27 protein-coding genes and 1 pseudogene are annotated in these 24,074 nt (G+C 49.4%); 6 read left to right on the top strand and 22 right to left on the bottom strand.

The window, feature by feature from the left end:
• Positions 1 to 15 precede the first annotated feature (15 nt).
• Positions 16 to 1,164: an acyl-CoA desaturase gene (locus FJ146_12605; protein MBM4252805.1), complete on the top strand. Its 1,149-nt coding sequence runs from the start codon at positions 16 to 18 to the stop codon at positions 1,162 to 1,164.
• Between the two features lie 5 nt (positions 1,165 to 1,169).
• On the opposite strand, the gene FJ146_12600 is transcribed toward FJ146_12605, so the two are convergent.
• Both FJ146_12600 and FJ146_12595 read right to left on the bottom strand, forming a co-directional pair.
• Positions 1,170 to 1,919: a DNA alkylation repair protein gene (locus tag FJ146_12600; protein ID MBM4252804.1), complete on the bottom strand. Its 750-nt coding sequence runs from the start codon at positions 1,917 to 1,919 to the stop codon at positions 1,170 to 1,172.
• A gap of 10 nt (positions 1,920 to 1,929) precedes the next feature.
• Positions 1,930 to 2,355, bottom strand: a pseudogene (locus tag FJ146_12595) (MAPEG family protein).
• Between the two features lie 237 nt (positions 2,356 to 2,592).
• Between FJ146_12595 and FJ146_12590 the strand changes: the two are divergent.
• A complete protein-coding gene (locus tag FJ146_12590) occupies positions 2,593 to 2,955 on the top strand; it encodes a DUF1622 domain-containing protein (GenBank protein MBM4252803.1) in 363 nt (120 codons plus the stop codon).
• A 462-nt stretch (positions 2,956 to 3,417) separates the two neighbouring features.
• On the top strand, positions 3,418 to 4,098 hold the full coding sequence (locus tag FJ146_12585) for an alpha/beta hydrolase (protein ID MBM4252802.1): 681 nt from the start codon (positions 3,418 to 3,420) through the stop codon (positions 4,096 to 4,098).
• A gap of 37 nt (positions 4,099 to 4,135) precedes the next feature.
• Here FJ146_12585 and FJ146_12580 read toward each other — a convergent pair whose 3' ends face one another.
• The 10 genes from FJ146_12580 to FJ146_12535 all read right to left on the bottom strand — a co-directional run bounded on the left by FJ146_12580 (position 4,136) and on the right by FJ146_12535 (position 12,215).
• Entirely contained in the window at positions 4,136 to 5,161 is a 1,026-nt protein-coding gene (locus tag FJ146_12580; GenBank protein ID MBM4252801.1) for a hypothetical protein, read from the bottom strand.
• A gap of 149 nt (positions 5,162 to 5,310) precedes the next feature.
• Positions 5,311 to 5,964, bottom strand: a complete 654-nt coding sequence (locus FJ146_12575; GenBank protein ID MBM4252800.1) for a methyltransferase domain-containing protein — start codon at positions 5,962 to 5,964, stop codon at positions 5,311 to 5,313.
• A 31-nt stretch (positions 5,965 to 5,995) separates the two neighbouring features.
• A complete protein-coding gene (locus FJ146_12570) occupies positions 5,996 to 6,496 on the bottom strand; it encodes a transcription elongation factor GreAB (GenBank protein MBM4252799.1) in 501 nt (166 codons plus the stop codon).
• A 21-nt stretch (positions 6,497 to 6,517) separates the two neighbouring features.
• A complete protein-coding gene (locus FJ146_12565) occupies positions 6,518 to 7,633 on the bottom strand; it encodes a DEAD/DEAH box helicase (GenBank protein MBM4252798.1) in 1,116 nt (371 codons plus the stop codon).
• A gap of 77 nt (positions 7,634 to 7,710) precedes the next feature.
• Positions 7,711 to 8,187 (bottom strand): hypothetical protein, encoded by a 477-nt coding sequence (locus tag FJ146_12560; GenBank protein ID MBM4252797.1) that lies wholly within the window; start codon positions 8,185 to 8,187, stop codon positions 7,711 to 7,713.
• Between the two features lie 28 nt (positions 8,188 to 8,215).
• Positions 8,216 to 8,707 carry a hypothetical protein gene (locus FJ146_12555; GenBank protein MBM4252796.1) on the bottom strand — a complete coding sequence of 164 codons (492 nt, stop codon included), beginning with the start codon at positions 8,705 to 8,707 and terminating at the stop codon, positions 8,216 to 8,218.
• A gap of 132 nt (positions 8,708 to 8,839) precedes the next feature.
• Positions 8,840 to 9,847 carry a hypothetical protein gene (locus FJ146_12550; protein ID MBM4252795.1) on the bottom strand — a complete coding sequence of 336 codons (1,008 nt, stop codon included), beginning with the start codon at positions 9,845 to 9,847 and terminating at the stop codon, positions 8,840 to 8,842.
• A gap of 372 nt (positions 9,848 to 10,219) precedes the next feature.
• Entirely contained in the window at positions 10,220 to 10,567 is a 348-nt protein-coding gene (locus FJ146_12545; protein ID MBM4252794.1) for a type II toxin-antitoxin system PemK/MazF family toxin, read from the bottom strand.
• On the bottom strand, positions 10,560 to 10,805 hold the full coding sequence (locus FJ146_12540) for an AbrB/MazE/SpoVT family DNA-binding domain-containing protein (GenBank protein MBM4252793.1): 246 nt from the start codon (positions 10,803 to 10,805) through the stop codon (positions 10,560 to 10,562). Before FJ146_12540 ends, FJ146_12545 begins: the two co-directional genes overlap by 8 nt.
• Positions 10,806 to 11,156: 351 nt before the next feature.
• Complete coding sequence (locus FJ146_12535; protein ID MBM4252792.1) at positions 11,157 to 12,215, bottom strand: Fic family protein; 1,059 nt, start codon at positions 12,213 to 12,215, stop codon at positions 11,157 to 11,159.
• 524 nt (positions 12,216 to 12,739) lie between these two features.
• Between FJ146_12535 and FJ146_12530 the strand changes: the two genes are divergently transcribed.
• On the top strand, positions 12,740 to 13,288 hold the full coding sequence (locus FJ146_12530; GenBank protein ID MBM4252791.1) for a hypothetical protein: 549 nt from the start codon (positions 12,740 to 12,742) through the stop codon (positions 13,286 to 13,288).
• 42 nt (positions 13,289 to 13,330) lie between these two features.
• Complete coding sequence (locus FJ146_12525) at positions 13,331 to 13,600, top strand: hypothetical protein (protein ID MBM4252790.1); 270 nt, start codon at positions 13,331 to 13,333, stop codon at positions 13,598 to 13,600.
• On the opposite strand, the gene FJ146_12520 is transcribed toward FJ146_12525, so the two are convergent.
• The 6 genes from FJ146_12520 to FJ146_12495 form a co-directional block, all read right to left on the bottom strand.
• A complete protein-coding gene (locus tag FJ146_12520; GenBank protein MBM4252789.1) occupies positions 13,537 to 14,046 on the bottom strand; it encodes a hypothetical protein in 510 nt (169 codons plus the stop codon). The genes FJ146_12525 and FJ146_12520 overlap by 64 nt on opposite strands.
• A complete protein-coding gene (locus FJ146_12515) occupies positions 14,046 to 14,606 on the bottom strand; it encodes a hypothetical protein (GenBank protein MBM4252788.1) in 561 nt (186 codons plus the stop codon). The genes FJ146_12520 and FJ146_12515 overlap by 1 nt, the downstream gene beginning before the upstream one ends.
• 413 nt (positions 14,607 to 15,019) lie before the next feature.
• The gene (locus FJ146_12510) at positions 15,020 to 15,217 is read right to left on the bottom strand and encodes a hypothetical protein (protein MBM4252787.1); all 198 of its coding nucleotides are present in this window, start codon (positions 15,215 to 15,217) and stop codon (positions 15,020 to 15,022) included.
• A 162-nt stretch (positions 15,218 to 15,379) separates the two neighbouring features.
• Entirely contained in the window at positions 15,380 to 15,631 is a 252-nt protein-coding gene (locus FJ146_12505; GenBank protein ID MBM4252786.1) for a hypothetical protein, read from the bottom strand.
• Between the two features lie 454 nt (positions 15,632 to 16,085).
• A complete protein-coding gene (locus tag FJ146_12500) occupies positions 16,086 to 17,129 on the bottom strand; it encodes a nucleotidyl transferase AbiEii/AbiGii toxin family protein (GenBank protein MBM4252785.1) in 1,044 nt (347 codons plus the stop codon).
• Positions 16,987 to 17,811: a hypothetical protein gene (locus FJ146_12495; protein ID MBM4252784.1), complete on the bottom strand. Its 825-nt coding sequence runs from the start codon at positions 17,809 to 17,811 to the stop codon at positions 16,987 to 16,989. The genes FJ146_12500 and FJ146_12495 overlap by 143 nt, the downstream gene beginning before the upstream one ends.
• 473 nt (positions 17,812 to 18,284) lie before the next feature.
• Here FJ146_12495 and FJ146_12490 point away from each other — a divergent pair, with 473 nt between their 5' ends.
• Positions 18,285 to 18,641: a hypothetical protein gene (locus tag FJ146_12490; GenBank protein ID MBM4252783.1), complete on the top strand. Its 357-nt coding sequence runs from the start codon at positions 18,285 to 18,287 to the stop codon at positions 18,639 to 18,641.
• A 154-nt stretch (positions 18,642 to 18,795) separates the two neighbouring features.
• On the opposite strand, the gene FJ146_12485 is transcribed toward FJ146_12490, so the two are convergent.
• The 4 genes from FJ146_12485 to FJ146_12470 all read right to left on the bottom strand — a co-directional run bounded on the left by FJ146_12485 (position 18,796) and on the right by FJ146_12470 (position 23,157).
• Complete coding sequence (locus FJ146_12485; GenBank protein ID MBM4252782.1) at positions 18,796 to 19,818, bottom strand: nucleotidyl transferase AbiEii/AbiGii toxin family protein; 1,023 nt, start codon at positions 19,816 to 19,818, stop codon at positions 18,796 to 18,798.
• A gap of 3 nt (positions 19,819 to 19,821) precedes the next feature.
• A complete protein-coding gene (locus FJ146_12480; GenBank protein ID MBM4252781.1) occupies positions 19,822 to 20,427 on the bottom strand; it encodes a hypothetical protein in 606 nt (201 codons plus the stop codon).
• Positions 20,428 to 20,682: 255 nt separating this feature from the next.
• A complete protein-coding gene (locus FJ146_12475; protein MBM4252780.1) occupies positions 20,683 to 21,729 on the bottom strand; it encodes a tetratricopeptide repeat protein in 1,047 nt (348 codons plus the stop codon).
• Positions 21,730 to 22,314: 585 nt separating this feature from the next.
• Entirely contained in the window at positions 22,315 to 23,157 is an 843-nt protein-coding gene (locus FJ146_12470; protein MBM4252779.1) for a hypothetical protein, read from the bottom strand.
• Positions 23,158 to 24,074 lie beyond the last annotated feature (917 nt).

The raw sequence follows: 24,074 nt of genomic DNA, 5'->3' as shown, positions 1-24,074 counted from the left end.
AATGGAGGAGAGACGATGTCAGGTCTACCTGTAAACCTCAGTGATAGTCAGATAGCGGAATTCGGCCGTCAGATGGATCGCATCAAGTACGAAGTGACGCGTAGCCTTGGTGATGATGATGCAAGATATATAAGGCGCCTCATTAAAATACAGCGTCTGATGCTCGTGGCAGGAAGATTGATGATATACGCCAGTTTACCATTTTTGCCGATGGCGGGATTAGCCGTTGGGTCCTGGGTAGTGTTTGCAAGCGTCATATCGCTCGGAATCGTGGCGTTGGCGGTGGCGAAAATTCTTGAAAATATGGAAATAGGACACAACATCTTGCATGCGCAGTGGGACTGGATGCGCGATCCTCAGATCAATTCCACTACTTGGGAGTGGGATACACACTGTGTTGCCGAACATTGGAAACAGACACATAATGTGGTGCATCATACCTGGACAAATGTACTCGGGAAAGATCACGACGTCGGGTATGGATTTCTGCGTGTTGACGCTGCGCAGCCGTGGCGTCCACGTCACCTGATACAGCCATTTTTCAACGTCGTACTAATGGTTTTTTTTGAATGGCTTTTATCGATGCAAAGTTGGCGTATTGAAGATGTCGCCGAAGGGAGAACGACCCTGGCACAGATGAGGCCAACCATTAGAACGACGCTGCGCAAAATGTTGCGTCAAGGTCTCAAGGATTATGTTCTTTTTCCATTGCTCGCAGGACCGTTCTTTCCAGTTGTCGCAGCAGCGAACTTCGTGGCTACCGTGATGCGTAGTATATGGTCCAACATGGTTATTTTTTGTGGTCACTTTCCTACTGGTTCTTACCTCTTTACCGAGGAACAGGTGGAGAACGAGACTCGCGCTGAGTGGTATATGCGCCAGATGCTTGGCTCAAGCAACTTCAGTGGTGGGCGTCTCATGACGATCATATCGGGGTCGCTGAATTACCAAATTGAACATCATCTGTTTCCTGACATGCCCAGTAATCGCTATCCCCAAGTGGCACCGCAAGTGCGGGCCTTGGCAGCAGAGTACGGACTTCCCTACAATACGGGCACTCTACTTGGGCAGTACTGGAAGACGACTGCGAAAATTTGGCGCTTGGCTTTGCCCGGTCAGGCAGCGCCGACTGAGATAAGAAAACAGGTTAGCAAGGCGGCTTGAGCAAATTACCTGTTGCGTCCAATCTTGTCGGATTTTTTTCTTAGTGACATGAAGTAGCGTTTTCGTGTCTCAGGCAAGCGTTCAATCGCGTACCTAAGCGTCGTACGCGGCATCACGGCTCCATAGGCTTCTAGGTAGGTCTCTAAGGCGTTTAGGGAACAATGTTTGCCGACTTCGCGCAGCATCCAACCAATCGCCTTTTGCATGAGATCATGGTCGTCATTCATCAGCTTCCTGGCCAAGGCTAGGGTAGGGCGCGGGTCGCCGGATTTGATGTAGTTTAGGGTTGAAACCACGGCTATACGCCGATCCCAAAGCCAGGACGATGCGGCTAGCTTGCCTAGTACGGGCATCGGGCTTTTGTCTGACGTTCTGAGGTATGCGCCGACAATGTGCGGGGCGGTCGCATCAACTAAGTCCCAGTTGTTGATGTGTCGGGTACTGCGCAGATACAAGGTATAAGCCTTCAACCTATAGGGGAGATCTTCACGTTTAAATTGGGCAACAAGTATGAGCAGGGCCGACATCCGACATTCATGGTAGGGAGATCTAAGCAGCGATTTCATCTCTGCTATGGTGAGGTCCAAATAATTTTTGATAAGTTTGCGCTGTTGGGGCACTGTGACACCGAGAAAAATATCTTCTGCAGCGTACTGACCGGGACCAGTCTTAAAAAAGGTTTGCAGGATATTCTTTTGGCCTGCGTCGGCTAAGTTCTTTAGATCACGCTCAAGCTGTAGGTAGCGTTTTTGCATGATTTTCACTTTAGAGCAGTGCCATACCTGTGCGCAAAAGCAGGATTAATAGGGAAATCGAAGAAACAAAAAAAATGGCGAACCTTATTTCGATCTTGTTCACCAGGGCCTGGAACAGGCTGTGGACCACTCACGTACCGACATAAGTCCAGGCCAGCGCCAGATCCATAGAGTCAGTTGTGGATAAAAGTGCTGCAATAATGACTGTCGGGTAAAATATCGTCGGTTGTTCAAAGAGATGATTATAGTTGTCGGCTTTCCACCTAACTTTGGCAGGTAGCATTGCCATCTGCTCGCCTCGCGGGATTGTAGCGTCCAACTTCATACCCATACGACGTATAGCAGGGATGCGTGTGACATACATCCAAGTCCACATGACGAAAGTCCATGCAGAGAGAGCGACGGCAGGTAACAACAAAGATCTGTTCGGTTCCATAGGGCCACAATCCTTGTGTCTAGCGTAAACTATGATTGTTAAAAATAATGTACCAGAGATTCAGTGAGTGAATCCAAAAAAAAATGGCCTGCGTAAATGCGATGGTGCCTTAATAGACGTTCGTGCAATAAACTAATTTACTTGAATTTTTGCAATGATCAGCATAAGGAGATGCGCGATGGCAACAACGATACGAATACGCTATGGCAAGCATTGTAAATTTTTTTGGGTCTACTAATGAGCGAAATCTGGTTACATGATGCAGTATTCTTTCTCTTGCGCCTTGTTGAGGCTGCAGCTGCGCTTGTCATATTTCTCGGTGCAGCCATCGGTTTTTTTAAATTCCTTGTTGGGATTCTGGGGCGGAGATCGGCGGGTAGTTTTACCGCCGTAAGGCTCGATCTCGGCCGATTTCTAGCGCTAGGACTTGAATTTCAGTTGGCCTCGGATCTACTCCGAACCGCTGTGGCTCCGTCTTTTGAGGAAATTGGTAAACTGGCAGCCGTGGCCGCGATCCGTACGGCGCTCAACTTCTTTCTGAGCCGCGAAATCGCTGCCGAACGAGAAGAAGTAGCACACGAAAGTTCACCCACAGTATGAATTACCAAACGAGCCTGGTCGCGTTACCCGCTGTAGGTGGAGTTATTGCCGGCGCATTGGCAATGGCCCGAGGTCTTGGACTAAGGCAGGCGGTACCCATATTTTTAGATCTTTTTACCGCAGCCGGGCTGATAAGGTTGTCTCAGGACTCCTCCTGGCAAACGATCGCATGCACTGGTGCCATCATAGGTGTGCGTAAAATATTAACCAAATCCCTATCCATCACAACTAATACCTAACCCAGCAATCCACGTTCAACGGTAAATCTCTCGCGCTACGGGTATCTGCACGCAGTGGGGTTTTGCAAACGAGTTGCGACGTTAGTGGCCGTAATGATTAGTGTAATTATATTTCTTTAAAGGTTGGTGATCCTTCTGCCGATGCCATCCCAAACTTCACGAAAAACACTAGAGGGTTTAGGAGGTCGTACAGAGTATTGTGCGATATCTTTGTGCCTTCGTAATGCTTGTAGTCATTTACTTCGGGGGATTTATCGGCTGTGAAAAGATGTTTGATGTCGATGCCACACCTGTTGGTAGCAAGATAGATAGTTTGCAGAAAAGTACTAACCCGACAGTGTTGCCCGGAAGTTATAAGGAGCAGGTGCTCTACATGACTTGCTATACCGTGGACCCTGATTCCATCCGGGTAGTTGAATCCATCGCTCCGAATAAACCATTCAAGATATCGATTGCTGACTTTGCAAGTAGGGTGGATGCTTTACGCCAATCGACTGAAATTGCGACTATATCCGTCATCGGTCATTCCTATGGGGGCTGGGCGGCCATGAAATTTATTAGTCTGCTGTCTGCTAGTTGGAATTTCGAAGGACTGATTACCATCGATCCAATCAGTCGCGTCACCTGCACGCCTGAAGCTTTTGTCAGCCAGGTCTTCAATCGAGCTCCTGGATGTGTCGACTCTCCCAAGGACTTTGACGATACAACCATGCGCTACATCGCGCAGCTGGCAAAAAAGTGGCAAAATTTCTATCAGGCCAAAGATCCGTGGTTGCGATCGGCGCCGATCAGTGGCGCTGAGAATATCCTTGTAAATTTTGACGGTGCTGCCGATAAAGCGCACGTCGGCATTCTCGACACACCACAGCTCATTGCGGGCGTAAAGTCACTGGTTAGCCGGTGACGGTTGTAAAAAATAATCAATCAGATGGGCGGACGTTTTAGGTTTTTTTAGTAATCGCACCTTTTTTTTGGCATTCCTCTGGAGTTTTCTTGCTGGTCTTAGGAACTGGCGCGAGAGTTTCGGGCTGTGTGTTGGTCTCACCTTCGACTTCTGCCAGAGAAAGGGTCGGAGCGGTATAGTCCACAGTCTGTATTAAACCTAAGTTAGTGATTGTCGCTTCGTCGGGATTTGAGGTCGGGGCAGTTTTGACAGTGGGACCTGTACCTGCACCTTGCTCATCTTTAGCAGTCGGCGAAGGTTTTTTGCTAGTTGCGCCACAGACCTCATCTTTCAGTGATTTTTTGTTTCTGTTGCAACTTAGGAGTGACAAATGATTTTCTTTGACACGCTCCTTCACATCACTAGAATCGGTCAAAATGGCTGCATCACCATTCAAGGCTAAGTTAGCCTCGGCGGACGCCTCCTTGTAAAGTAGGCCGTGAATAGCATAAACGTAGCCTATCGTGGCAGTTGAGGCTAATGCTTCATGTTTAGTATCTTTTGCTGCGGCCGAGAACACTAATCCAGCGTTTAAGGCGCGGAGATAAAGCTGTCCGTCCATGTCACCGTCGTAAGGGAACTTGCCATTTTTGCTGTATTGGATGCCAGCTGTTGCCAGGCGCAAGTAATCATCTACGTCGCCAGGTGCCACTTGTAGATCCTTGGGCACACCGTAGGCTCGCAAAATGGTTCCCACGCTAGTGTATCGTTCGCTAAAAGAGTCGATAATCCAATTCAATTCTGCATCAAATTTGATCTGGCTTTTTAGTCCCGCAAATTTCCGACCGTTGAAATCCAAAACACTTTCAATCAAACCAGCCTTGGCGCTCTCGACCCAGCCACCTACAGTTTTTTTCTTGAACTCGGTCAAACTGTCAGTGAACCCAGTACCGCTCTGAGCGCGACTGATGGCACCGAGAATATCGATTGTTCCTGGTTCTAAAGCTGCGCTTGCAATTTGTCCTGCGTTACCGCCAGCGCACCCTGTGATCAACAACGATAGAAGTCCTAAATTGTTGGACATGCTATGTCTCCTTAAACCATTTGCGGGGCGTTTTCGGAAATATCTCGCAATAAATGGTCCGTAGATTGATCAAGTTTTGTTGGGTATTTATTGCCGCTCGGGATGACTATAGGTTGTGCACTGTCTAACAATTTTTAGCCAGTACAGGTCTACCGCTTAATCCAGAGTTCCAGGCTACCACTGCCAAAAGGCTCGCTATAATCATGGGCCCAAGACGGTGGCAGGTGGTCGCCCATGCCCCAGTAAATTGCGGCTTTAGTTCCTGACGGGGTCTGCTCTAATTTATCCATGGCTAGGTTGACCATAGCGGTGTGGCGGTCCCCAGCAATGGCGTGTGCATGGATACTTTTGGTGTTGGATTCAAATGCGGCAGCGAACGGATTAAATAGATAATAAGCGTTCCACTGGCGCCAGTCCGCCGCTAATGCGTCGCCGCAAATAAAAGATACGTGAGACAAGCCGCAGCGCTGGGCCATGGTCTTTGCCATAGTTACTAACTTGGAGTTTTTCTCGATGCCAGTGTAGTGGGCTTTAGTTGTAAGAGCAGCGATCAGACAAAATTTCCCAGCGCCTGAGCCGACGTCTAATATGCGTGTCTGAGGTCCCTCAACCAAAAGTTCTGCGGCACGGCGTGCCACGGCTATCGGAGTCCAATAAGTCTTCGAGTAAGCACGAGCCTCACTGTGGAGAAAACGATCAAACTCTTTGTCATGAATCTCGTCTCCCAACTTGATCTGCTCGAGCAGATCTCTAAATGTGCGATCGTCAGCCTTTTGCGCCGTAATGAAATGTCGCCGATTCATCTTTGTCACTTATGAAGCCCTAAAAGCACGCCTAGAGGAGCTGGCTAAGTTCGTAGTGTTTTTCACCCTTATTGGTGCGCAGAGTGATTTCGTCGCCAACGCGCTTGCCGATTATAGCGCGTCCCAGAGGTGTCTGTGGTGTAATCGACATGATCGTACCAATTAGTGAATCGTGGTCACTATGGAGCGTGTAACCGCCGGCAACCTGTAAGATAAAGTACCAGGTTGCGACGTCTTCTGTGCTCAGCTTGACTAGCGCAGTCAGGCCGACTGCATCCTCGTTTAAAAAAGGACGCGGAGTTATCGATTTTATAAGTTCTGATGTGGCTTGCAGCTGCGAGGCACGTGCCTCTTGAGCCCCGGCCAGATAGGAAGCCTCCAGGCCGCGCGTATCATATTTGTTTTCTGGCCTGTTTTCGGCATGTGTTGCTGCATCGTGCGCTGCGGCGGCGACTGTGCGGAGCGCCATGAGTTCCCCATCCAAATGCTCCGTAATTTGTCTGAGTAGGGAGTTTTTCAGGTCCAGGCTCAAATGATAGCCTCGCTTGCATGACTATTGGTGATTTTTTGTTGTCTTTAGTTGCTCGATCAAAACTTTGTCTCGTTCCCCAACAAAATTGATCACCAGCCCTCGTCGTCCAGCTCTAGCAGTACGTCCTGCGCGGTGCAGGTAGTTATCCATCTGGTAAGGCATGTGGTAATTGATGACTCGTCCAACGTGTTCCACATCAAGGCCACGGGAAGCCAGGTCCGTTGAAATGAGTAGGCCTATTTGGCCCGTGCGGAATGCCTTGAGATTGGCACGGCGCTCGACTTTATCCATGGAACCGCGATAAACAACACAGTTGCGTTGCACTTTCGCCAACTCTGCCGCAAGTAAGTCGCACTGTTTGCGGGTATTGGTGAAGATCATGGTGCCGCCACTCACGTTTTCACGCAGGACGGATTCGAGTAAACTAAATCGATCGCTGTCAGATACTAGTTTATTGCACGTAGTCAATGTCGCAACTACTTGGTTGCTGCCGCTAGTGCGAATCACCGTTGCATCGGTAAATAGGGTCTTCATGAGTGTCTGCACTTCAGCAGACACGGTGGCCGAAAACATGACAAGCTGTTTTCCCGAGGGACATGCGGCCGCAATCTTTTTTGCATCGGGCAAAAATCCTTGATCCAGCATTTGATCGGCTTCATCAAATACCAAAACGCGGACGTCGCCTAGACTCAGTAGGCCACGATCGAGCAGTTTGATCAGGCGTCCGGGGGTGGCAACTAGGACTTCAAATGGACCTTGGATATTCTTCTTGGCGACCTCGAGGGTACTGCCGCCAAGCAGGCTCCGTACGCGAATCCGGGTCGAGTGTGTGAATGGTTTGAAGTTACGTGCAACCTGTTCACCTAATTCACGAGTTGGTACGATCACTACGGCGCGCGGACGGCTGTCTTTGGTGATTTTATCGCCGTCGTTTTCAAGGGTCTTCAACTGATGCAAAACTGGCAGAATGTAGGCCAGCGTTTTACCGCTGCCAGTCTCCGATACGCCGACTACTGATGTGCCAGCGAGTAGGACCGGCAGCACGCGGCTCTGGATTTCGGTTGTTGCCTTGAGTCCCTGTTCTGCTAACGAGGCCTGTAGGGTGGAAAGCAGGCGAAAGTCTGAAAAGTAAGTCATGAGTTGTCCAGTCTTAGGATACAAGGGTTTAAAAATGAAGGGGTATCAGCGGCTTAGTTATAACGAATGCTTATGACTCAGCGTTGGAAATGACACTGACTAAACACCTTGCCGCTGCCACAGGGACAAGGGGCGCTTTTAGCTATAGCCTTCGGTTTATCACCCTCATTTTGAAACTCACCGGAGTGATAAAGCCAACGGCCATCGATGAGGTCAAATTGGCTGATTTCGTGCAGGGTCTCGAGTTTATTATTAAAGATGAGGCAGGCCCGGAATTCGACTTCACCCTCGTCGCCATCGACATGGGCGTCAAGTATTTCTAAACTAACCCAGTTGGAAGGTTCGTCGGCGTCGAGATCGTCGGGACAGGTGTCGGGATGCCACGTGGCCTTAAGATAGGCAACGTCACCAAGGCAGAACGCTGTATATCTACTGCGCATCAGTACAGTTGGATCGGCGGCATTTTTACCTTCCCGTAAATACGGGCCGCAGCATTGGCCAAAGGTGTGGCTACTGCCGCAGGGACAAAGATCAGTTGTGGTGGGCGATACCATGACGACACTCCTACGGCGATGCTGCGACTCAATCTTTATACAAGTAAAAGCCCTTAACACCCGTTACTTCATTCAGGGTGAATTTCGGGTTCTGCTCGCCAATATGCGCGGCTTTGGCTTCGTAGGTGGCTGAGGGCACCAAAAAATCTAGTGGGTCGCCGCCCGCTGCGACTAGCGCTAGCAGACCGTCAATAGCCTCGACCTTTGCATCGCCATGAAAATTCCAAATCCCATTATAATGGTGACCCTCTATAAGCTCTCGCGAGTGTTTCGTAAGAAAATCATGCCGCGGGGAGGAGAATCCCTCTAGTCTAATGTGAAACCAAGGTTTGAGGTTATTCCGGCCCGTTGGGTTCCCATCGAGCTGCAGAGCGGTGGGATGCCTTTTCCGCCACGCACGCAGGATCGCCACTGCATCGCGCAGGGGAACGGCGCCCTTTTTCGTCACCTTCACGCAAGCATCTGGATGCCCTACCGCCACGTTAACTTTACCAGCAACTTGAGATTTTGTGTCTGTCATGGAGTCGGTCTCATAAGGCGCATCAGTGCAGCCTGCCCCCTATATCCCAGGTAACGTTGATTTATCAAGGTACAGAATCAAAGTTTGCCTCCCGGACGGTTGGCGAATAAGCCGGCGATACTGCTGAAGTCATTAGGGCGAAGATGCCTCTGCTGTACAGCCCCCATTCGGGTTATAACAAGACTGGCTTTTAAAGTTGCCACCTCTCCCCGAGGTCTTAGCCGAAGCCTTGCCACCCTGAGCCGAAGCCCAGGCACCGTTCGCACCAGCTTCAGCGTGACTCTGAGCGCCACCTTGGGAGGTACCGTAGCTGGAATTGTCAGAGCCGCTATTTTCGCCATTGTTTTCTGGTGCTGGTTCATAATGAGTGATTTTTCTAGTGCGCCAGTTGAAAGTAAACTTACCCTTTGGGCACTCTTGACTAACAATAGCGGAAGGAAGGTTCCACTTGCGGCCACGCGGCGTGCAATTCCTAGTTCGGTCGGGAAGGGCCATCGCGGGACAATCTACTGCTCTAGGATCTTGAGCTAAAAGGGCGAGAGCGCTGATGTTCTCGCGGCATGCCTTATTAATATTAGGAATCGTGGATGCTTTAGCTGCCAAGAGGCTCAAACCTTCTGTGTCATCAAGTTGCAAAGCTCCGCCATTCGACTCTAGAAAGGCGGCCAAGTTCATAGCTTGCTGAAAGCCCGCAGCCAGTTGTGCAGGACTCAACGCTTTTTCTTTGCCACCTGCCGATGCCCTGAGGGCACCAATGGTTTGAAAGCGTGCAGCATACTGTTTCAGAATCGTCGCGTTTTGAGTGGCAAAAGCGCGGCTGTTTTTAATCACTGCCCCGGCAATTTTGACTTGAGTGGTTGGCAGATTTCTGATGGTAGCATTGAGATCTTCGAATAAGGGAGCGGCATCGATTTTCGCCATCTCTTCGGGTGAAATCCCTTTTCTCATTTCAGTAAACAATTGCACGAGATTATCGAATGAGAGAATTTCGCTCACAGAATCAAGCGCAGAATCTTCGGCCTGGCCGCAGGCCAGTGTGCCCATGGCTAACGCAGCTACAACGAGAGCGCTGCGGATGCTTTGCCTACGGCTACTACTCTGAGCATTAGTTGTTCTAGAACGCTTAGTTGCGATAAACATGACTAAGATCCTCTAGGTGATTCTCTAGTTGAAGACCCCGTACCGACTAACCAGTTGATCTGGATCGCGGCCTTCCACTTGGCTGTTTCCCAGACCCCGAATCTATATACGAACTGCGAGATACATATTTCTATGTATCGGTACGAACACCCAGATTCTAAAGCTAAAAGAATCTTTATTTATCTTACAATGTAACCCATCATGGATCGCTCGCCTTGCATAAGTGGGCAAATTTTCTAACCCAAATCATCCCGCCTATTCCGCCTTTTTAGCCTACTAACTCGAAGTCCTTCGAGCGAATCCTCTAAAATCTGCATTTGTTTTTGGGCGTTCCCGGTGAAACCTGTAGGTCTCATGTCAACACATATGAGTTTATTTTATTATTTGTAGGAGAATTGCGCTTGCTGCGACAGTAACCTCATCAGAAGCTCGCTCAACAAAAGATGCATGGCGCACAACATAGTCCAGACTTTTAAGCTGCTCGATAATGACAACACCTTTAGTCATCATGTGATTGGTGAGCTTAATATGAAATCCGTGTCGGGGTGGCGTCGATGTAATGGGACAGAAAAAGGCAAGTCCAAGTTTGCGATTGAATTCACCGTCAGACAACACAAGAACTGGTCGTCTTTTATCTTGCTCAACACCTAGGATGGGATCCATATCCAGATAGCAGATATCACCTCGTTCTGGATGGTAAACAGGTTTCTTTTTACTCATCGTCGATCACCTCTTGGCCCGTCGCATGTCCTGTCTTCCATTCTTCGCTCGTCTCATTCTCTGGTACGGATGCCAGTAGATCTTTCAGAGTTTGAACTTTGCGAATGATCAGGCAGTCCCCTCGAATGGTAAGCTGCAACTCTTCGCCCAGATGCAGCTGAAGCGCTTCGATCACCTGTTTGGGTAGACTGACGCCCGCTGAGTTGCCGACTTTTCTTAACTTCGTTGTTTCACTCATGATTGTAGAATTCCATCACGTTGGTGATCTCATGTATCACGGTTATTACAAGTTATAACATTGCGCGTCACTTGGATCAAGTTAGAGTGGTGTTGCTGCTCTACATCATCCCGCCCATGCCGCCAGTTGCAAATGGTCCACGCCAGAGTTGGTGCCAATTAGTATTGGTTCGTATTTAAGGGTACTTAGGACTTAACTTTACGGGTAAGTCCTCCCATTTCTTGGTGCTGATTGGTAGCGAGAGGCATAAAAATCGTGTCGCAGTCGTGTCGAAGTGGTCCGCTTGATTAATGCTCTGCAGTGGCGAGGCGCCCATTTATGTTTTGGCTAGTTGATAGACCTGCAAATGTTCTACTCGCTCTTTTTAACCCATCCCGCGTTAGGTCCGCGTCCTTCTGCTACGAGTCTGCCTGCATCGCGTTCGGCGCGCAGGATCTTCCTAACGTGGTCGATGCCGACGGTGGGGCATTTCTTCGCAACATCACCGATTGTAAACCTCACTGGAAGTCTCTCAATGGCGGCTATGACGATTGCTGCCTTAGCACCCTTGGCGGTTTCAACCGATCCGACGCGGTTCTCAAATTCTCGGTAAGCTGTGAGCAGCATGACGCCAAGAAAATATTCGAGCCACGGCGTCAGGTCGTGCTTCCCGTCGTGCCAGCCCTGTGACGACTTGTATAATGCGTCGTAATATCCATCCTTGGTATCTTCGACGACTTTCTCGAGGCTGCTGTATCGTCCGACATTGAAACCGGCTTGATAGAGCATCAGCAATGTCAAGAGGCGCGCAATCCTCCCATTTCCGTCCAGGAAGGGATGAATGCAGAGAAAGTCGAGGATATAGGCGCCGAGCGCGATAAGGGGCTCGACCGAGTTCGGTGGTTCCAAAGCGCGACGAAATTGCTCGTGCAGCGCTTCCATGGCGCTTGGCGTCTGCCAGGCTGACACAGGCTGAAAACGCACCGTCCTTGTGCCGTCGGCAGCAGTTTCAGTGATGGCGTTGTCGGTGTTTTTCCAGGTTCCGCCTGGGGCAGCTGTGTATTTGAACAGATCGCGGTGGAGTTGCAGCACGATTCGAGCTGTATGGGGAATATCGGCGTGTGAATCGTGAATCGTTTGCAGCACGTCCCTGTAGCCAGCAATCTCCTGCTGCGGCCGTGTGATCGGTTGAATCTTGCTTTCAACCAGCGCTTTCAGCTGCCGATAGTCTTGAAGAACGACCCCCTCAATTCGGTTGGAAGACTCGGTACTTTGGATCACTGCATTTTGTCTCAGGGTTTCGAGGGTCTGCGGTGATTGGACACGGAAAAGGTCCTCTTTGCCACGAAACTCTCCGAGCAGCCGAATGGTCTTAATGAGCGTCTGGTTGATGGGGTGTCTCTGTAGAAAATCGTCCTCGAAAGACTTCACTGAACACCTCGTTAATAGGTACCAAAGATATATTCAGTACCTATTAATAGGGTATTGTACCCACTCTTGGCAGTCAAGTTGAATGGGGTGTGGAACGCTGTACAGTACCCATTTAATGGGACTGCTACCCAATTCGCCTCATACTGGGGCTATGCGTGCCTCGGTCAAATTCCAGCAATCGCGCCAAGAGTAAAGCAGAAATATCGTAATCCTACGCCAAATTCTTCGGCAAAACAGCCTAGCATTGGTCCTCCTACTTCGGGATGCGAGCTGTGCCGAGCATTTTTATCTAAATAATTGTAAATATTGGTAATTTATCAGGATGGGGTAGAAAATTGTGTTCAAGTTTAGTCCCCCACGTGCCGAAAAACATCTGGAATTAGGGCTTCGCCTTAGGGGAATTTCGGGAGCCAACGGTATGCGCCGAATCCTCATGACAAGCTCAGACTACACTTGCTCACTTGGCATAGCGAAGCGAGTTTTAGTGGCTTTCAGCCGATGGCTAACTGCTCGAGTCTGGAGCGGTGCCTAAGACTCTGCTTAAAAGAATCGCTAAGGTGGCGCAGCGTTGTCCGGTGTCCCCAAGCGGTTCGTGTTTGCGACGTCATCCTAGGCAACTCAGTGCGGATGAAGTACGGCTTATGAGGGAGATGGTGCAAAGCCCTAAATTCTCCCATATGCCTATTTGTTCTGTAGCGCTACTTGCGAGACGCCGCGGCACTCTGAGCTGCAGCATCCAAACGTGGTACAAATACGTTTCTAAAAATAAATGGATACGTCCGCGTCTCAAGGCACGGCGCCACACCAAAAAATATCGCGGCCTCCACGCTAAACACCCTCATGAGTATTGGCATCTTGACGTTACCAAAGTGCGCCTAGCTGACGGTAGTGTCCAATGTCTGCAGGTGGTACCTGATAATCGCTATCGTGCGGTGCTCAGCTGGCATATGTCCCCAACCGTTAGGGCGGAGAACACCGGCGCTCACGCTATTCCAACAGATGCTGCCTCAAAGCCTCGGGTGCTTAGGCGCATAGCCCGGCGCGAGATTCGTCACGCAAATACGATGATTTAGGTCTTTTTTAAGTCGCTAAAGAGCAATTGTTTAAATCACAAAATCATTCGGAACGTGGACGAGTTGCGGCGTGCTGTAAGCTTCTACATTAAGCAGCAAAACGAGGTCATCCCCCGGATGGCACTTAAAGGCTTAACTCCCTATGAGCTGCTGACTGGGGTGAAAGCGGAGATGTATAGTGACGAGCAACGTGATCGGTCCCATGCGGCACAGATTAGTAGGAGACTAATCAATGCATCGATGAGTTGTCACTCCTGCAGTAACTCTTCGATAAAAAACTTTGTTTTCGGTGGGATCATTGAGTTTGGGTAGTAAGATTGAATGATGTCAAATATGACTTGGGATGTCCTGATCCCCAGGTAGTTGGTCAAAAAAATTACGTCATCACTATCGGAGGAATCCCACCTCGCGCTGATACATTTCATGGCGAGCATGTACTTTGGTTCCGGTGCCCAAACTAGTAAATTAGACAATTGTAGGTAGTCCTGCCGCGCAAAGTCCTTAACGAGGTAGGCCTTCGCGCCGTCATTGAGCCAATCCGTAGGCAAGCCCAAGTCACCAGCAATTTTGGCTGCGGCTTGTCTAATGATGTGACTTGGCTCAAAAATAGCATCTACATCACGAGTGGCAGCCCTAGCATTATAAATCAGGCACATGACGGAGCCCCCAACGATGCCGATTTCGCCCTTGTGGCCCTGACGGCGCAATTCTTCATTGAGCGCGTTGAAAGATGATTTTATTTGCTCGGCTGTGAGCATTAGGCCCTCTGGAGAAAGTTGTCATGAACGAAGATATTGTTGCGTCGGAATTCAACAGGCGATTCAATTATAGCCATGGCCTTTAGCGACTCCATGCCGGACAAAAACCACGGTTCATCCAAGAAATAGCTTGGTCTTGCCCACTCGGGGACATCAATCCCTGATTCGGCGCAAAGTGCAGCGGTAGTTGAGGCCATGAGCGCTCTGAGTCTGGGGTCTAATGCTTTGACTGGAGGCAGTAGGACAAGTCTCGCATCGAGTGAACGCCTGAACTCATCGACGAAGTCCATCAAATAAATCTTCCAGGATTCAAAGCCCTGATTAACGACGGCAATTGAGATAGCTACGATCGATTGTTCGCTGGCAGCTGGTTCGATCGGGACTAAGGCTAAGATTGCCTGACGTGAGTATAGGTGAAGCACCTGATCCAAGATATCAGGCCTGCTACTTCGCGGTTCAGCTTCAAGTGATCGCAAAGTTGCACGCGCAATACCGGCAGATCGCGCGGCATCGCGCTCACCTAGATTTTTTGAGTTGCGAATCTTGCTTAGTAACTTCATGCCCCCTCCTATGTCGTTTATCGGTCTTTTTGAGTAAAAACTCAATACCATAATGGTCTAATAAGTTAGACCAAATGCACGGCATTTAGGTCACTGGCGGTTTTTGGTGTCTTAGATCAAACAAATTGGGCCCCTACCTTGCGGTAGGAGCCCAATTGTTTAGCTTAGGTGAGCTATAAAGCCCTGTAACTACAGGATCTTACATCATCCCGCCCATGCCGCCCGGTGGACCGCAGGTGAATGATTTTTGGTACAGAGAAGTATGGGCTAGTATTTACGGGTAGTTGAGACAAAAATTTTGCCGAAAAGTTTTTTGCGTTTGGTAGGGAGTGGTATCTGGTAGCACAAAAATTGCGGCGCAATTGGGGCGCGGATGGGGGTGCTGACCCCGCTGCCACGTATGCCGATTAAGTTTAGCCCAGGTTGTTGAGTGGATCGCCATCCCTCTTTGAAAAAGGATAATCAACGCCTCTTATGCCTCTAATCCCGTAGCCTGGATAGTGGTCAGCCTGAATTTCTGCGATAAATTCGGCTCTTGATAGGACCTTTGATGAATCAAAATCGTAAAAATGCTCATTAACTCCCTTGTTGTCCTTTTTAAGGACAATCACCGAATGATCGCCAGAGGGTTTTTTGGGCACACTTTCAGTAAACTTTCTTGAGTCGTCTAACCTTATGATCAATTCCCCGGATTTTAGGGCTTGCCTTACTGAGTCTGCGAGCTGTTCCCTTGTTTTTGCCTTTGAGCCCAGTTTACGGCCGATGCTGTTATTTCATAGGTCCATATTGGTACTTCCGAACGGTGAAAGTATCGATGTCCCTTCATTGAGCCAGCCTAAAATATTTGCCGTTTGTTCGTTATATTCTTGGGTGAAAACTCCACTCACGTATGCATGGCGAAACGCGTCAACGTCATTATCAACGAACCCTGCTACTGTAGCATCTATTTGACCATTTTCGTCTTTAGGTAGGGGGCGAATCTTCGTATCGAAATATATGTATGCCTCTTTTGTTGCCTCAGCCATTAGATTGGGTGGCCACCAATACATGGTTTGTCCTTTCAGCATTGTAAACTGTAATATAAGCCCAGAGGGCTACCGCAAATGATAGCCATCCCATGATGGTGAACGGAAAACCCGCGATTTGTGGAGACATAAGGAGTGACGGTAATAAGAGTAGGTACACCGTTTTTTTGTGTCTCCAGCCCCATGCTGTAGACGAAAGCCATAGCCCTATGACAAAAAGTACAAAGACCTTTGGAATTTGCTCGGTCATGATCCTAAACGTAAATCTGATATGAGCAACATCAGACTGTGTGGTGAACAGAAACCACTCGTAGGTGAGATAGCAGCTAAATATCCTCGCTACCCATCTATATAGCTTACGTGGGCTGAGCAGTTTCGCTTTTATTAGTTTTGTGGAGCGCAGTTCTGTAAACTTAAACATTTTTTCCACGATTTCAGATGGATATAATTTAACTTATTTCAAAATGTCGGCGAGCAGTTTTGTTTGTTCAACTCGCTTTCTTTCGCTGATCTTACCGAGGTTATGGAGTTTCCAGCGAATTGAGGGATAGTCCTTAATTTTAGGCTGATTGTAGCAGCTCCAGTCAGGGTCGTTTTTTGTAAAGGTAGTTAGGAAGCGGCGATCACGGTCATCGAGCGCCGACAATAGTTCAAATTTTAATTTCGTTCGGGCCTGTGTGAGATCTGAAACAGAAATCTCTCGATCGGTCATTCCGAGAAAATCACTTTCGTAAATTTCCGCGATATTTAACTCCCGAGCATCCAGGAGCTCATGTGTGGGTCGATTATGCGACAGAAGATAGAAGATAAAGGCGTCTTTCACCTGAGTGTTTATTGAGTTCCTCAAGAAGTAGTGATGGACGTCAAATAGATCGCGTGGGTGCTGTCTATCTAGTGCAGCACAGAATTTGCCACCATAGAGATCACTTTGGTCGAGAACGAGTGCGGTGGCATTTTTTTCAAATCGGGCTTGCACAATCTCAGAAATCTCCATCTGTATCGGAGCAAATAAACTGCCACGAAGGACATAATTGGGCTCAATCTTAATGTTAGCGCTTCCGGTCGCGACCACTATCCGTGCTTCCCGCTTACCGTCGAGTGGATGATTCGGTTGCGCTTTAAACCCAAACGTTCGTTCAATCTGGTCTTTCATCTGGTCCAGGATGCGATGAATGTCAGAGTATGATTCAGAGCGGTCTTTGATCGGCAAATAGCAAAGATCGATATCAACAGATAAACGGGGCATATCCAGACAGAATAGATTAAGGGCCGTCCCACCCTTGATGGCAAACTCAGGGTGTCTCGCCACAATAGGTAAGACTTCCAAGAGGAGATCAACTTGATTTTCATAGATCTCAGAAATCAAACCTATCCTCCGTATCTTCCCTCGGTACGGTGATCTTATACTTTGTGTCAAACTTCCCACCTTTGACGACGACCCGTTTGCCGGACCCCAGTTCGATCGCGTCAAGGCTGAGCTTGGAGAAGAAAGGTAGATTCATCTTGTCTGCCAGATACAAAAATACGCGTTTCACTCTGATGGAATTGCAACGAGTTAGTAGATCCTGGACTAGTGTAGGTCTCAGAGTCATCAGCGGTAAGAGATAATTCTCTGCTGTTTCAAAGCCGTGAGTAAGGTCAAGGTCGTCGAGCAGCTCTAAGATAGCCTGCTCGCGGGTCGAGATCTTGATTTCAAGTCTATTAGCGCTAAACGCTGTGAGAGATTGTTCGCCATTGATCAAACAAGATTGTTTGAAACAGAGTTTTGCATGCCAGTCATTCATCCGAACCCAACTCGGGACGTTAAATTTTCTGGAGCCGATAACGGTAATCATGGGGTTTGTGTCTGGCTCAATGTAATGGGCTGCACCATGAAGCTCCAATGCGGTTCGGGCTCCCACATGGATGGGGAGCTGGAGTTCCTGCTGCATTGCTCTTATAGCACCTAGCCAAGACAGTTCAGCATCCGGCAGGCTAAATGCGCCGACACCGATCTTTTGAATGGAGCGACTCTCTGAATAGCCGAAGGCAACCCGCTGGCTAACGCCATTTTCTTTAAACCACTTGAGGGTATGCACGTCCCCAGGAAGCCACTTGGCAAGGATTTGGTTTATCTTTGATGCCATTTCAGACCTATTGCATCTGTTTTGTCGATTATTATGAACCAAGCCTTGGTTCATTTCAATCCAAAAAAAAGATGTATTTAGTCTGTTTTAAGATCCAAAATAAACCGTACAGATTACTTCCTGCCGCACATACTGAGCGATCGAAGTTTCCAAATTGTGAAATAAAAACGGGAGCCTACCTTCTGATAGGCTCCCGTCCACTGGGATAAATTTACGCAGAAAATGATGAATAACTCCCTGAAATCAGGGGGCTATCACATCATCCCGCCCATGCCGCCCATGTGTAAGGAGGTAACAGCAGGTTTGGTACTGAGAAGTATGGGTTAGTATTTACAGGTAGTTATCTTTCAATTTTGCCCCTCAGTTTTGCCCACGACCGGTATTGATGAGTATTCTCGTGTATAGAATTTGGCCCACTTTGGCCCACCTCTATTTGGTTGCTCTCTAGAAACGTCTGTTCCCAGCCTTCGACCGCGGTCGAGCGATTACCGCGCTCAACAATCGCGATCATTTTGGGCGGAACGGAAATGACGGTTACATCTGAAGTTGGCAATGTGGGCAATGGCGTTTCAAAAAAGAGACGCAAGCCGGAGGCAAATGTAGCCTCAACGCCAATCAGAATTCGCACCACCACCAAACTCAAACTGGAACAGTTGCTCCAGCAAGCCAATAAGCATCGGCGTGGCCGGCGTGTTAAGGCCGATGATCTGCTGAGCTACGCTCTGGAGCTGCTTACGGAGCATCATATTGCGACAATTTGTGAGGGTACGCTCACGAATAAGGATCGGTTGGAATTGTTGTTTAGCAAAGTCTCCAAAGAGCAGCGTGGTCTAAGTCGTGACGAATTACTTGGCATGCTGCTAGCGGGGAGTCTCACGAAATAGGGCCACATGAATGTCATGATGCGAGCTTAAGGGCTTGCCAGTTCTGGCCTTCGCGGCCGGAACCGGCGGCCCAACCAATTGGTATGAGTGCCTCAGGCCGGCAGCCTATGCCTTTCAGGTATTCGCCGTAACAACCCTTCGATCCATTCCGTGTTCAGTCCCCGTTGAAACTCTGTTCAAACGCCGAGATGGTCGCGATGATCACCTCTAAGTCTGGAATCGTATCAAAGAACATCGACGACATTGCCGCATAGTCTGTTCTGAGAGCGGTACATCGGTGGTCCGGTGGCGCGAGGCGGAGGGTTCCACGTTTCGCCTCTTCATATTTTGCAGATGCGGCACGAAAGAATACGGATTTGTGCTCGGCAACGCGCGTCAGAAGGGCGTCGTCTTTCAGCGCGAGGTCTTTAACGATAGATCCAAGCAGCATGTAAAAGTCGCAATAGTGGCGTGACATTCGGATCGGGAGGAGCTTGGTGGCCGGCCAATGATGGAGCATGTGCAGGATCGTCGCCTTTTCCCAAAAAGTTCTTTCTGCTGCCAAGACACGGATTGTAGACGACGGCTCGCTCAACGCTGCTGGAAAGGCATCGTGTAGGTAAGGCTTGATACTTGCTTGTTGCGCAGGCCAGTGGTCCGACCGGGCACCGAGTTCGATCTTAACTACAGGCCGCACGTAGGCTTGGAGGCCGGTGTCGATCGCGTTGGGGAAGGTGAATAGCAGAGTCTGGCGATCGGAGTCGTTTGCGTCAATGGCGAGGCTCCAGCTGTTAGGCTTAAGGAGTGATTCACAGCGTGCAGAAAATGCTGTGAGTATCTGACCCTTGACAGTATCCTGACAACTGACCTTGAGGCTCTGTAGTCGCCGCTCTCGCTCCTTTGTTCCGGCTGCGTGTTCCGGGCCTTTTAGATCCCCGAACCCGAGGTAGTCTCGTTCGATTGCTACGTCGATGTCCTCAGAGAAGCGTTTGATGATTCCGTAGACCTTGGACAGAGATGTGCCCCCCTTGAAGGTGAGATGGGCGCCGATGTCGTCGAGACCGAAGAGATTTTTAAGTGTCCAGCAAACCCAAAAATCTTTTTGGATGATCTCGGCGCTCATGTTCCCGAGATTAGCTGCGGCTGCTTCAAAGTAGGCACGGCGCTCGTCAGGAGCGAGCTGAGCGAATTGATCCATTCTTTAGTCCTTAGGTTCAGCGATGTGACGGATAATCGAGCCAATCCATGCGGGCGCGTAGCGGATATCCTTCAGGAGCTGCATTTTGTCGGTATTGGACAGTCGACTGCGTAACTGGTCGATGGTTTGCTGATTAACGTGCGCTTTTCCGAGGTAACGGATGGCTTGGATCACCAGTCCTGTGATTCGGCCCGAGGTAGCCATGTTCTTGGGTGTGGTTTTCTTGAAAGTGATTTTTGTCTTGCCGATGGTGACCGTTCGGTTCATGCCATCAGTGAGAAAAACGATCTTTGCGGGAACCTGCTCGGTCAATCCGAGGAGGTTTGCGGCATAGGCACCGCTTGGTTGAAATTTGGATTGGTCCTTTGCCGCGATCGCGGCAGCTACCTGCTCGGGAAAAGGTGGCAGGATGCCAAGTTTGGGATGTAGCCGTGGGTAGTCATACAGTCCCCTTGTTAGACGCCTTACAGTTCCGCGTTGCGCCAGATTCGATAGCGCTTTATCGATAATAGCTCGGCTTCCAAGATCGAGGAAGTCGTTTGGGGTAAAGACCCACCCCCTCTTTCGGCCGTATATGCGACTTATTACTTTATTTTCAATAGATTGCATTGATACACATATAGACTTTTTTTCAGAAAAACCACATATTATTTCTACCTTGGATGTCGCAACTTAGCAAGCCGCCAGCGGCAAGTCGAAGCCATAAGTGACACTGGCGGCCGGCGGGACCGACATCACATCCGCGTGCCCTAGGAGTCGCGATCCTGATCAGTCGACTCAGCGGCGTCGATGGACGCCTCAACGTCCGCCAGCCAGTGTTTACTGATCAGTAAACCGGCGTAATAAAGTGCTCGTATATGCCGGTCAACGTACCCTGTCGAAGAACTTCTCTACGAATGGACTCACCGCGCGCTGAGCTCCGGACAATTGCGCATTTCCGTAGATGAACTCGATGAGGTTGCGCCGCACTGTTTTGTCCGATGGCATCAGTACGAGTGCCTGCTCCCACGCAGCCTTTGCCTTCATAGGGTCACCAGATTCGAAATACGCAGTGCCCAGATTGTTGTAGGCCTCATTCAGATGGTAGCGAGCGGTCTTTGGGTAGCAATCGATCGCTCTTTTGTACGCCTCGATGGCGCCGTGGTGATTGCCGGCGTCCATCAGGTCGATGCCACGGATGTAGTTGGCGCGTGGATGGCTAGGATTTGCTGCTAGCGCGCGTTCCAGAATGGCAGTTGATTTGTCCTTGTCGAAATGAGACCAGACGATAGCTTCGCGACAAAGGACCTCAGGCGTTTCGCCCACGATCTTTTTCGCTTCTTCGATGTGTCTGAGTGCTTCGTCTTTACGGCCTTCCTCGGCGAAGGCCATGGCGCCGACAATGTCCTTGAAGATGGGCTTGCAGCAGAACTTAAACTTCTTGCCCGAGGCACACCAGCATGGATCGTAGGTTTCCGGGATCATTTGCTTAACGCTCTCGCGGTCCATTTCATCAATGTCTTCGTCTAGAGCGGCATAGGGCATCGACGAGGGAGAGAAGCAACGCTGCCCGTATGACTGCTTGACTGGTGCGATTAAATCTTCAAGCTGTGGTTCGGGAACACACTCGAGACGGATGTCGCGCACGGCCGCGGCCTTCCGCAGTGGATCTTCCGCCGGATCGGCTTTCGCGAGGATGATGCGCTTAGGCCACTGACCTTTGACGTCAAAAGCGCTGTCCAGCAATGCTTGCGCATGACGGTCCTTGGCGACGTCAGTGTCAACAGCCTGAAATCCGAGCAACTTGCCGCTGGGCAGGTCCATCAACATATAAATGTCGACTGCTTGATTTTGGACTTGGGCGTCTAGTCGAAAGGCCATCCAGGCATCGCCGCTGCGAAAGTCTGTTAACTGCCAAGTCTTCATGCTCATCCTCGCTTGGAACTGGAAACAAGATCCCAGTATATTTTAATATTTTTTCAGTCTTTTCATCAAGCCGGCGTCCGGGCGGGGAGTCGTGAGATATTTGGGTGAGCTGTTACCAACTAGATACCCACGATATGTACGAATACAAATAGCAGTTTCGGCGATCGCGAACCAGCAGCGCAAGTCGTGGCTAGTTTATGATTTCCGCGAAAAGTCGTCCATTGCCGTCGCCATGATGCCTCGCAGCATCTCTCGCCTCCCTCTCGCTGGCTTATCGGCCCGATCTAAGCGAGGGAGGGAGGACTCGATATGCCTGCTAGAAATCATCATCAGAATTGTGACGACTTCTCGCTCACAATCAAGCTTCGCGTCAAGGGCACGAAGTGTCGCGACTTACTGGTGCGCTTTTTTGCGATCGCGGCAGAATTGATCGCTGCAGCTGCAAAAATCGCTCTGCTAATCATTGAGCATACATATTAAGTTGCCGGGGCCGCAGCGCACCGATGGCTGCGGCTTTTGTATTCCCTAGCTCGCGTTGGATAGCCAGGTCATTGCGCTGAGAATTATGATAAGTTCTTGTTTATGGAACCTCTACATATACGCTGGTTTAAAGAACTCGTACTCGGACCGATTTCTAAACGCTGTTGAGTTAACATACACCATCGTGGACTCAATGAAAGCGTGGCCCAGTTGGTCGCGAATCATGATTAAGCTAGCACCCCTATTTAATAAATTAGTCGCCAAGCTGTGACGAACCAAGTGTGGGTACACCCTTCGCTTGCCGAGTTCGCGTTTAGCCACCGTGCGCAGAGTCTTTCTGAGGTCCCCTGGACTTAGCTGATTATTCTTCACCAGTGTCGAAAATAAATAATCTTCCTTATTGCGCGGATATTTTTTTAGGTACTCGATTAATTCGAGGGTGCATTCTGCCGATATGTTAATGATCCGGTCCTTATTGTTTTTACCTGCTTTCACGGTGATTCGGTTAGACCCTAAGTCAACATCAACAAGCCGGAGGTTGCAGATCTCGCGATTTCTCATGCCAGAGTATGCGAGCAAGCAGATCATTGCCTTCTCGCGCGAGTTTTTTGTAGCTTGAATCATCCGTGAAATTTCCGACTCGCTTAGCGTATCCTTGATGACTCGTTTGGGTTTTCTCGGGCGACCTAAGCGAATGACAAAGCCTCGCAGCTTGCAGTAATGCTCGATGGCCAAACTGGTATTGACTATATGGTGATAACTGTATTTTTCTGAGTACATCCAGAGAATATGCCGCTTGATGTCGCGTACGGTCGGACAGAATTTGCGCATGCGTCTTAGTGCAATACTCAGACTGCGCATATAGCCCTCCACGGTGGTTTCGGCTAGGCCGTGATCGACGATCAGGTATTCCTCAAACTTGTTAAGCAAGGTCTTCAGCTTCCCTTTGTGCATATATAGCTCCACTTGGTCGTCTGACACCGCCGAGGTAGGCGGCCGATAAGGCACTCGCCTAAAGCAAGATGAAGACCAAAAAAGGAAAGGGTCGTGGTTGCTTTGTAAGATGGGAGTAGTTGGAGCTGCGTGACCGAGTATGGTCGTAATATTTTATCAGCTAATTCGCGAGTGCGATGAAGCATGATGTTTAAAGATCGCCTCACGGACGGTTGTAATATTTTTGGCGTCGATGATTTACCTGATACATCGTACTGTCCAAGCTGTTGCCACTAAGCTGACTAAAAAGTGCACATATTTTGGAAACTATTCCAATCGTTGAGAATCAAAATGGTCCGTTTCTGGTGAGCTACGCCGCTCACATAAATTGACCCATCCATGCTCACGTAAACTGACCCGGGTAGCTTGTGGTTGCGCGACTAGTTTGCTAAAGATTTGCGCCAGATTTCCGATACCGGAACTCGGGAGGCCCAATATGTGGTCGAATGGTGGGTAACAGCGTTATCAGGAGCAGCTAAGCAACTGCATTATGATATGTGTGCTGAATACGCTAGTCCGGCGATGCTTTTAATCATCGCGAAAGAGCTCGCTCCGCCTCTAGTGTGACCCGCTGTTCCCGTGCGAGATATAAAAGTTGAGCCCCATTTGGTCACCAAACAGGCTTTGCACTAAACAAAACAGGGTCGAAAACTATCGAGTTGATGCCAAATTGGTCACCATAAAGTGGCTCTTTCGCCTGCTGGCGAGGTCTTAGGGGGCGCTTTTGGTGACCATTTGCAGCTCAACTAGGTGATTCTATCTAACTTTTAAGACACCTACCGCCCTTGTGATTTGGTAAGCGGCCTCAACCCAGGAGGCCCCTTATGTCCAACGACCCCGTATCGCCATCCCTAGAGCAACGACTTGATGTCGTGCAC

The sequence above is a fragment of the Deltaproteobacteria bacterium genome, from assembly GCA_016874735.1.
Taxonomy (GTDB): Bacteria; Bdellovibrionota_B; Oligoflexia; order Oligoflexales; family CAIYRB01; genus CAIYRB01.
Note: the sequence above shows the minus strand (reverse complement) of the source record. Positions and strands in the feature narration are given on the sequence as shown.

What these genes read in the sequence shown, in the direction of transcription:
- FJ146_12590 (MBM4252803.1), top strand. Translation starts at nt 2,593, where the DNA reads ATGAGCGAAATCTGGTTACATGATGCAGTATTCTTTCTCTTGCGCCTT.
- FJ146_12575 (MBM4252800.1), bottom strand. Translation starts at nt 5,964, where the DNA reads ATGAATCGGCGACATTTCATTACGGCGCAAAAGGCTGACGATCGCACA.
- FJ146_12540 (MBM4252793.1), bottom strand. Translation starts at nt 10,805, where the DNA reads ATGAGTGAAACAACGAAGTTAAGAAAAGTCGGCAACTCAGCGGGCGTC.
- FJ146_12485 (MBM4252782.1), bottom strand. Translation starts at nt 19,818, where the DNA reads ATGGATCAATTCGCTCAGCTCGCTCCTGACGAGCGCCGTGCCTACTTT.
- FJ146_12585 (MBM4252802.1), top strand. Translation starts at nt 3,418, where the DNA reads ATGCTTGTAGTCATTTACTTCGGGGGATTTATCGGCTGTGAAAAGATG.
- FJ146_12560 (MBM4252797.1), bottom strand. Translation starts at nt 8,187, where the DNA reads ATGGTATCGCCCACCACAACTGATCTTTGTCCCTGCGGCAGTAGCCAC.
- FJ146_12550 (MBM4252795.1), bottom strand. Translation starts at nt 9,847, where the DNA reads ATGTTTATCGCAACTAAGCGTTCTAGAACAACTAATGCTCAGAGTAGT.
- FJ146_12515 (MBM4252788.1), bottom strand. Translation starts at nt 14,606, where the DNA reads ATGAAGTTACTAAGCAAGATTCGCAACTCAAAAAATCTAGGTGAGCGC.
- FJ146_12495 (MBM4252784.1), bottom strand. Translation starts at nt 17,811, where the DNA reads ATGAACCAAGGCTTGGTTCATAATAATCGACAAAACAGATGCAATAGG.
- FJ146_12580 (MBM4252801.1), bottom strand. Translation starts at nt 5,161, where the DNA reads ATGTCCAACAATTTAGGACTTCTATCGTTGTTGATCACAGGGTGCGCT.
- FJ146_12470 (MBM4252779.1), bottom strand. Translation starts at nt 23,157, where the DNA reads ATGCACAAAGGGAAGCTGAAGACCTTGCTTAACAAGTTTGAGGAATAC.
- FJ146_12480 (MBM4252781.1), bottom strand. Translation starts at nt 20,427, where the DNA reads ATGCAATCTATTGAAAATAAAGTAATAAGTCGCATATACGGCCGAAAG.
- FJ146_12475 (MBM4252780.1), bottom strand. Translation starts at nt 21,729, where the DNA reads ATGAGCATGAAGACTTGGCAGTTAACAGACTTTCGCAGCGGCGATGCC.
- FJ146_12600 (MBM4252804.1), bottom strand. Translation starts at nt 1,919, where the DNA reads ATGCAAAAACGCTACCTACAGCTTGAGCGTGATCTAAAGAACTTAGCC.
- FJ146_12490 (MBM4252783.1), top strand. Translation starts at nt 18,285, where the DNA reads ATGACGGTTACATCTGAAGTTGGCAATGTGGGCAATGGCGTTTCAAAA.
- FJ146_12555 (MBM4252796.1), bottom strand. Translation starts at nt 8,707, where the DNA reads ATGACAGACACAAAATCTCAAGTTGCTGGTAAAGTTAACGTGGCGGTA.
- FJ146_12520 (MBM4252789.1), bottom strand. Translation starts at nt 14,046, where the DNA reads ATGCTCACAGCCGAGCAAATAAAATCATCTTTCAACGCGCTCAATGAA.
- FJ146_12505 (MBM4252786.1), bottom strand. Translation starts at nt 15,631, where the DNA reads ATGGCTGAGGCAACAAAAGAGGCATACATATATTTCGATACGAAGATT.
- FJ146_12605 (MBM4252805.1), top strand. Translation starts at nt 16, where the DNA reads ATGTCAGGTCTACCTGTAAACCTCAGTGATAGTCAGATAGCGGAATTC.
- FJ146_12565 (MBM4252798.1), bottom strand. Translation starts at nt 7,633, where the DNA reads ATGACTTACTTTTCAGACTTTCGCCTGCTTTCCACCCTACAGGCCTCG.
- FJ146_12545 (MBM4252794.1), bottom strand. Translation starts at nt 10,567, where the DNA reads ATGAGTAAAAAGAAACCTGTTTACCATCCAGAACGAGGTGATATCTGC.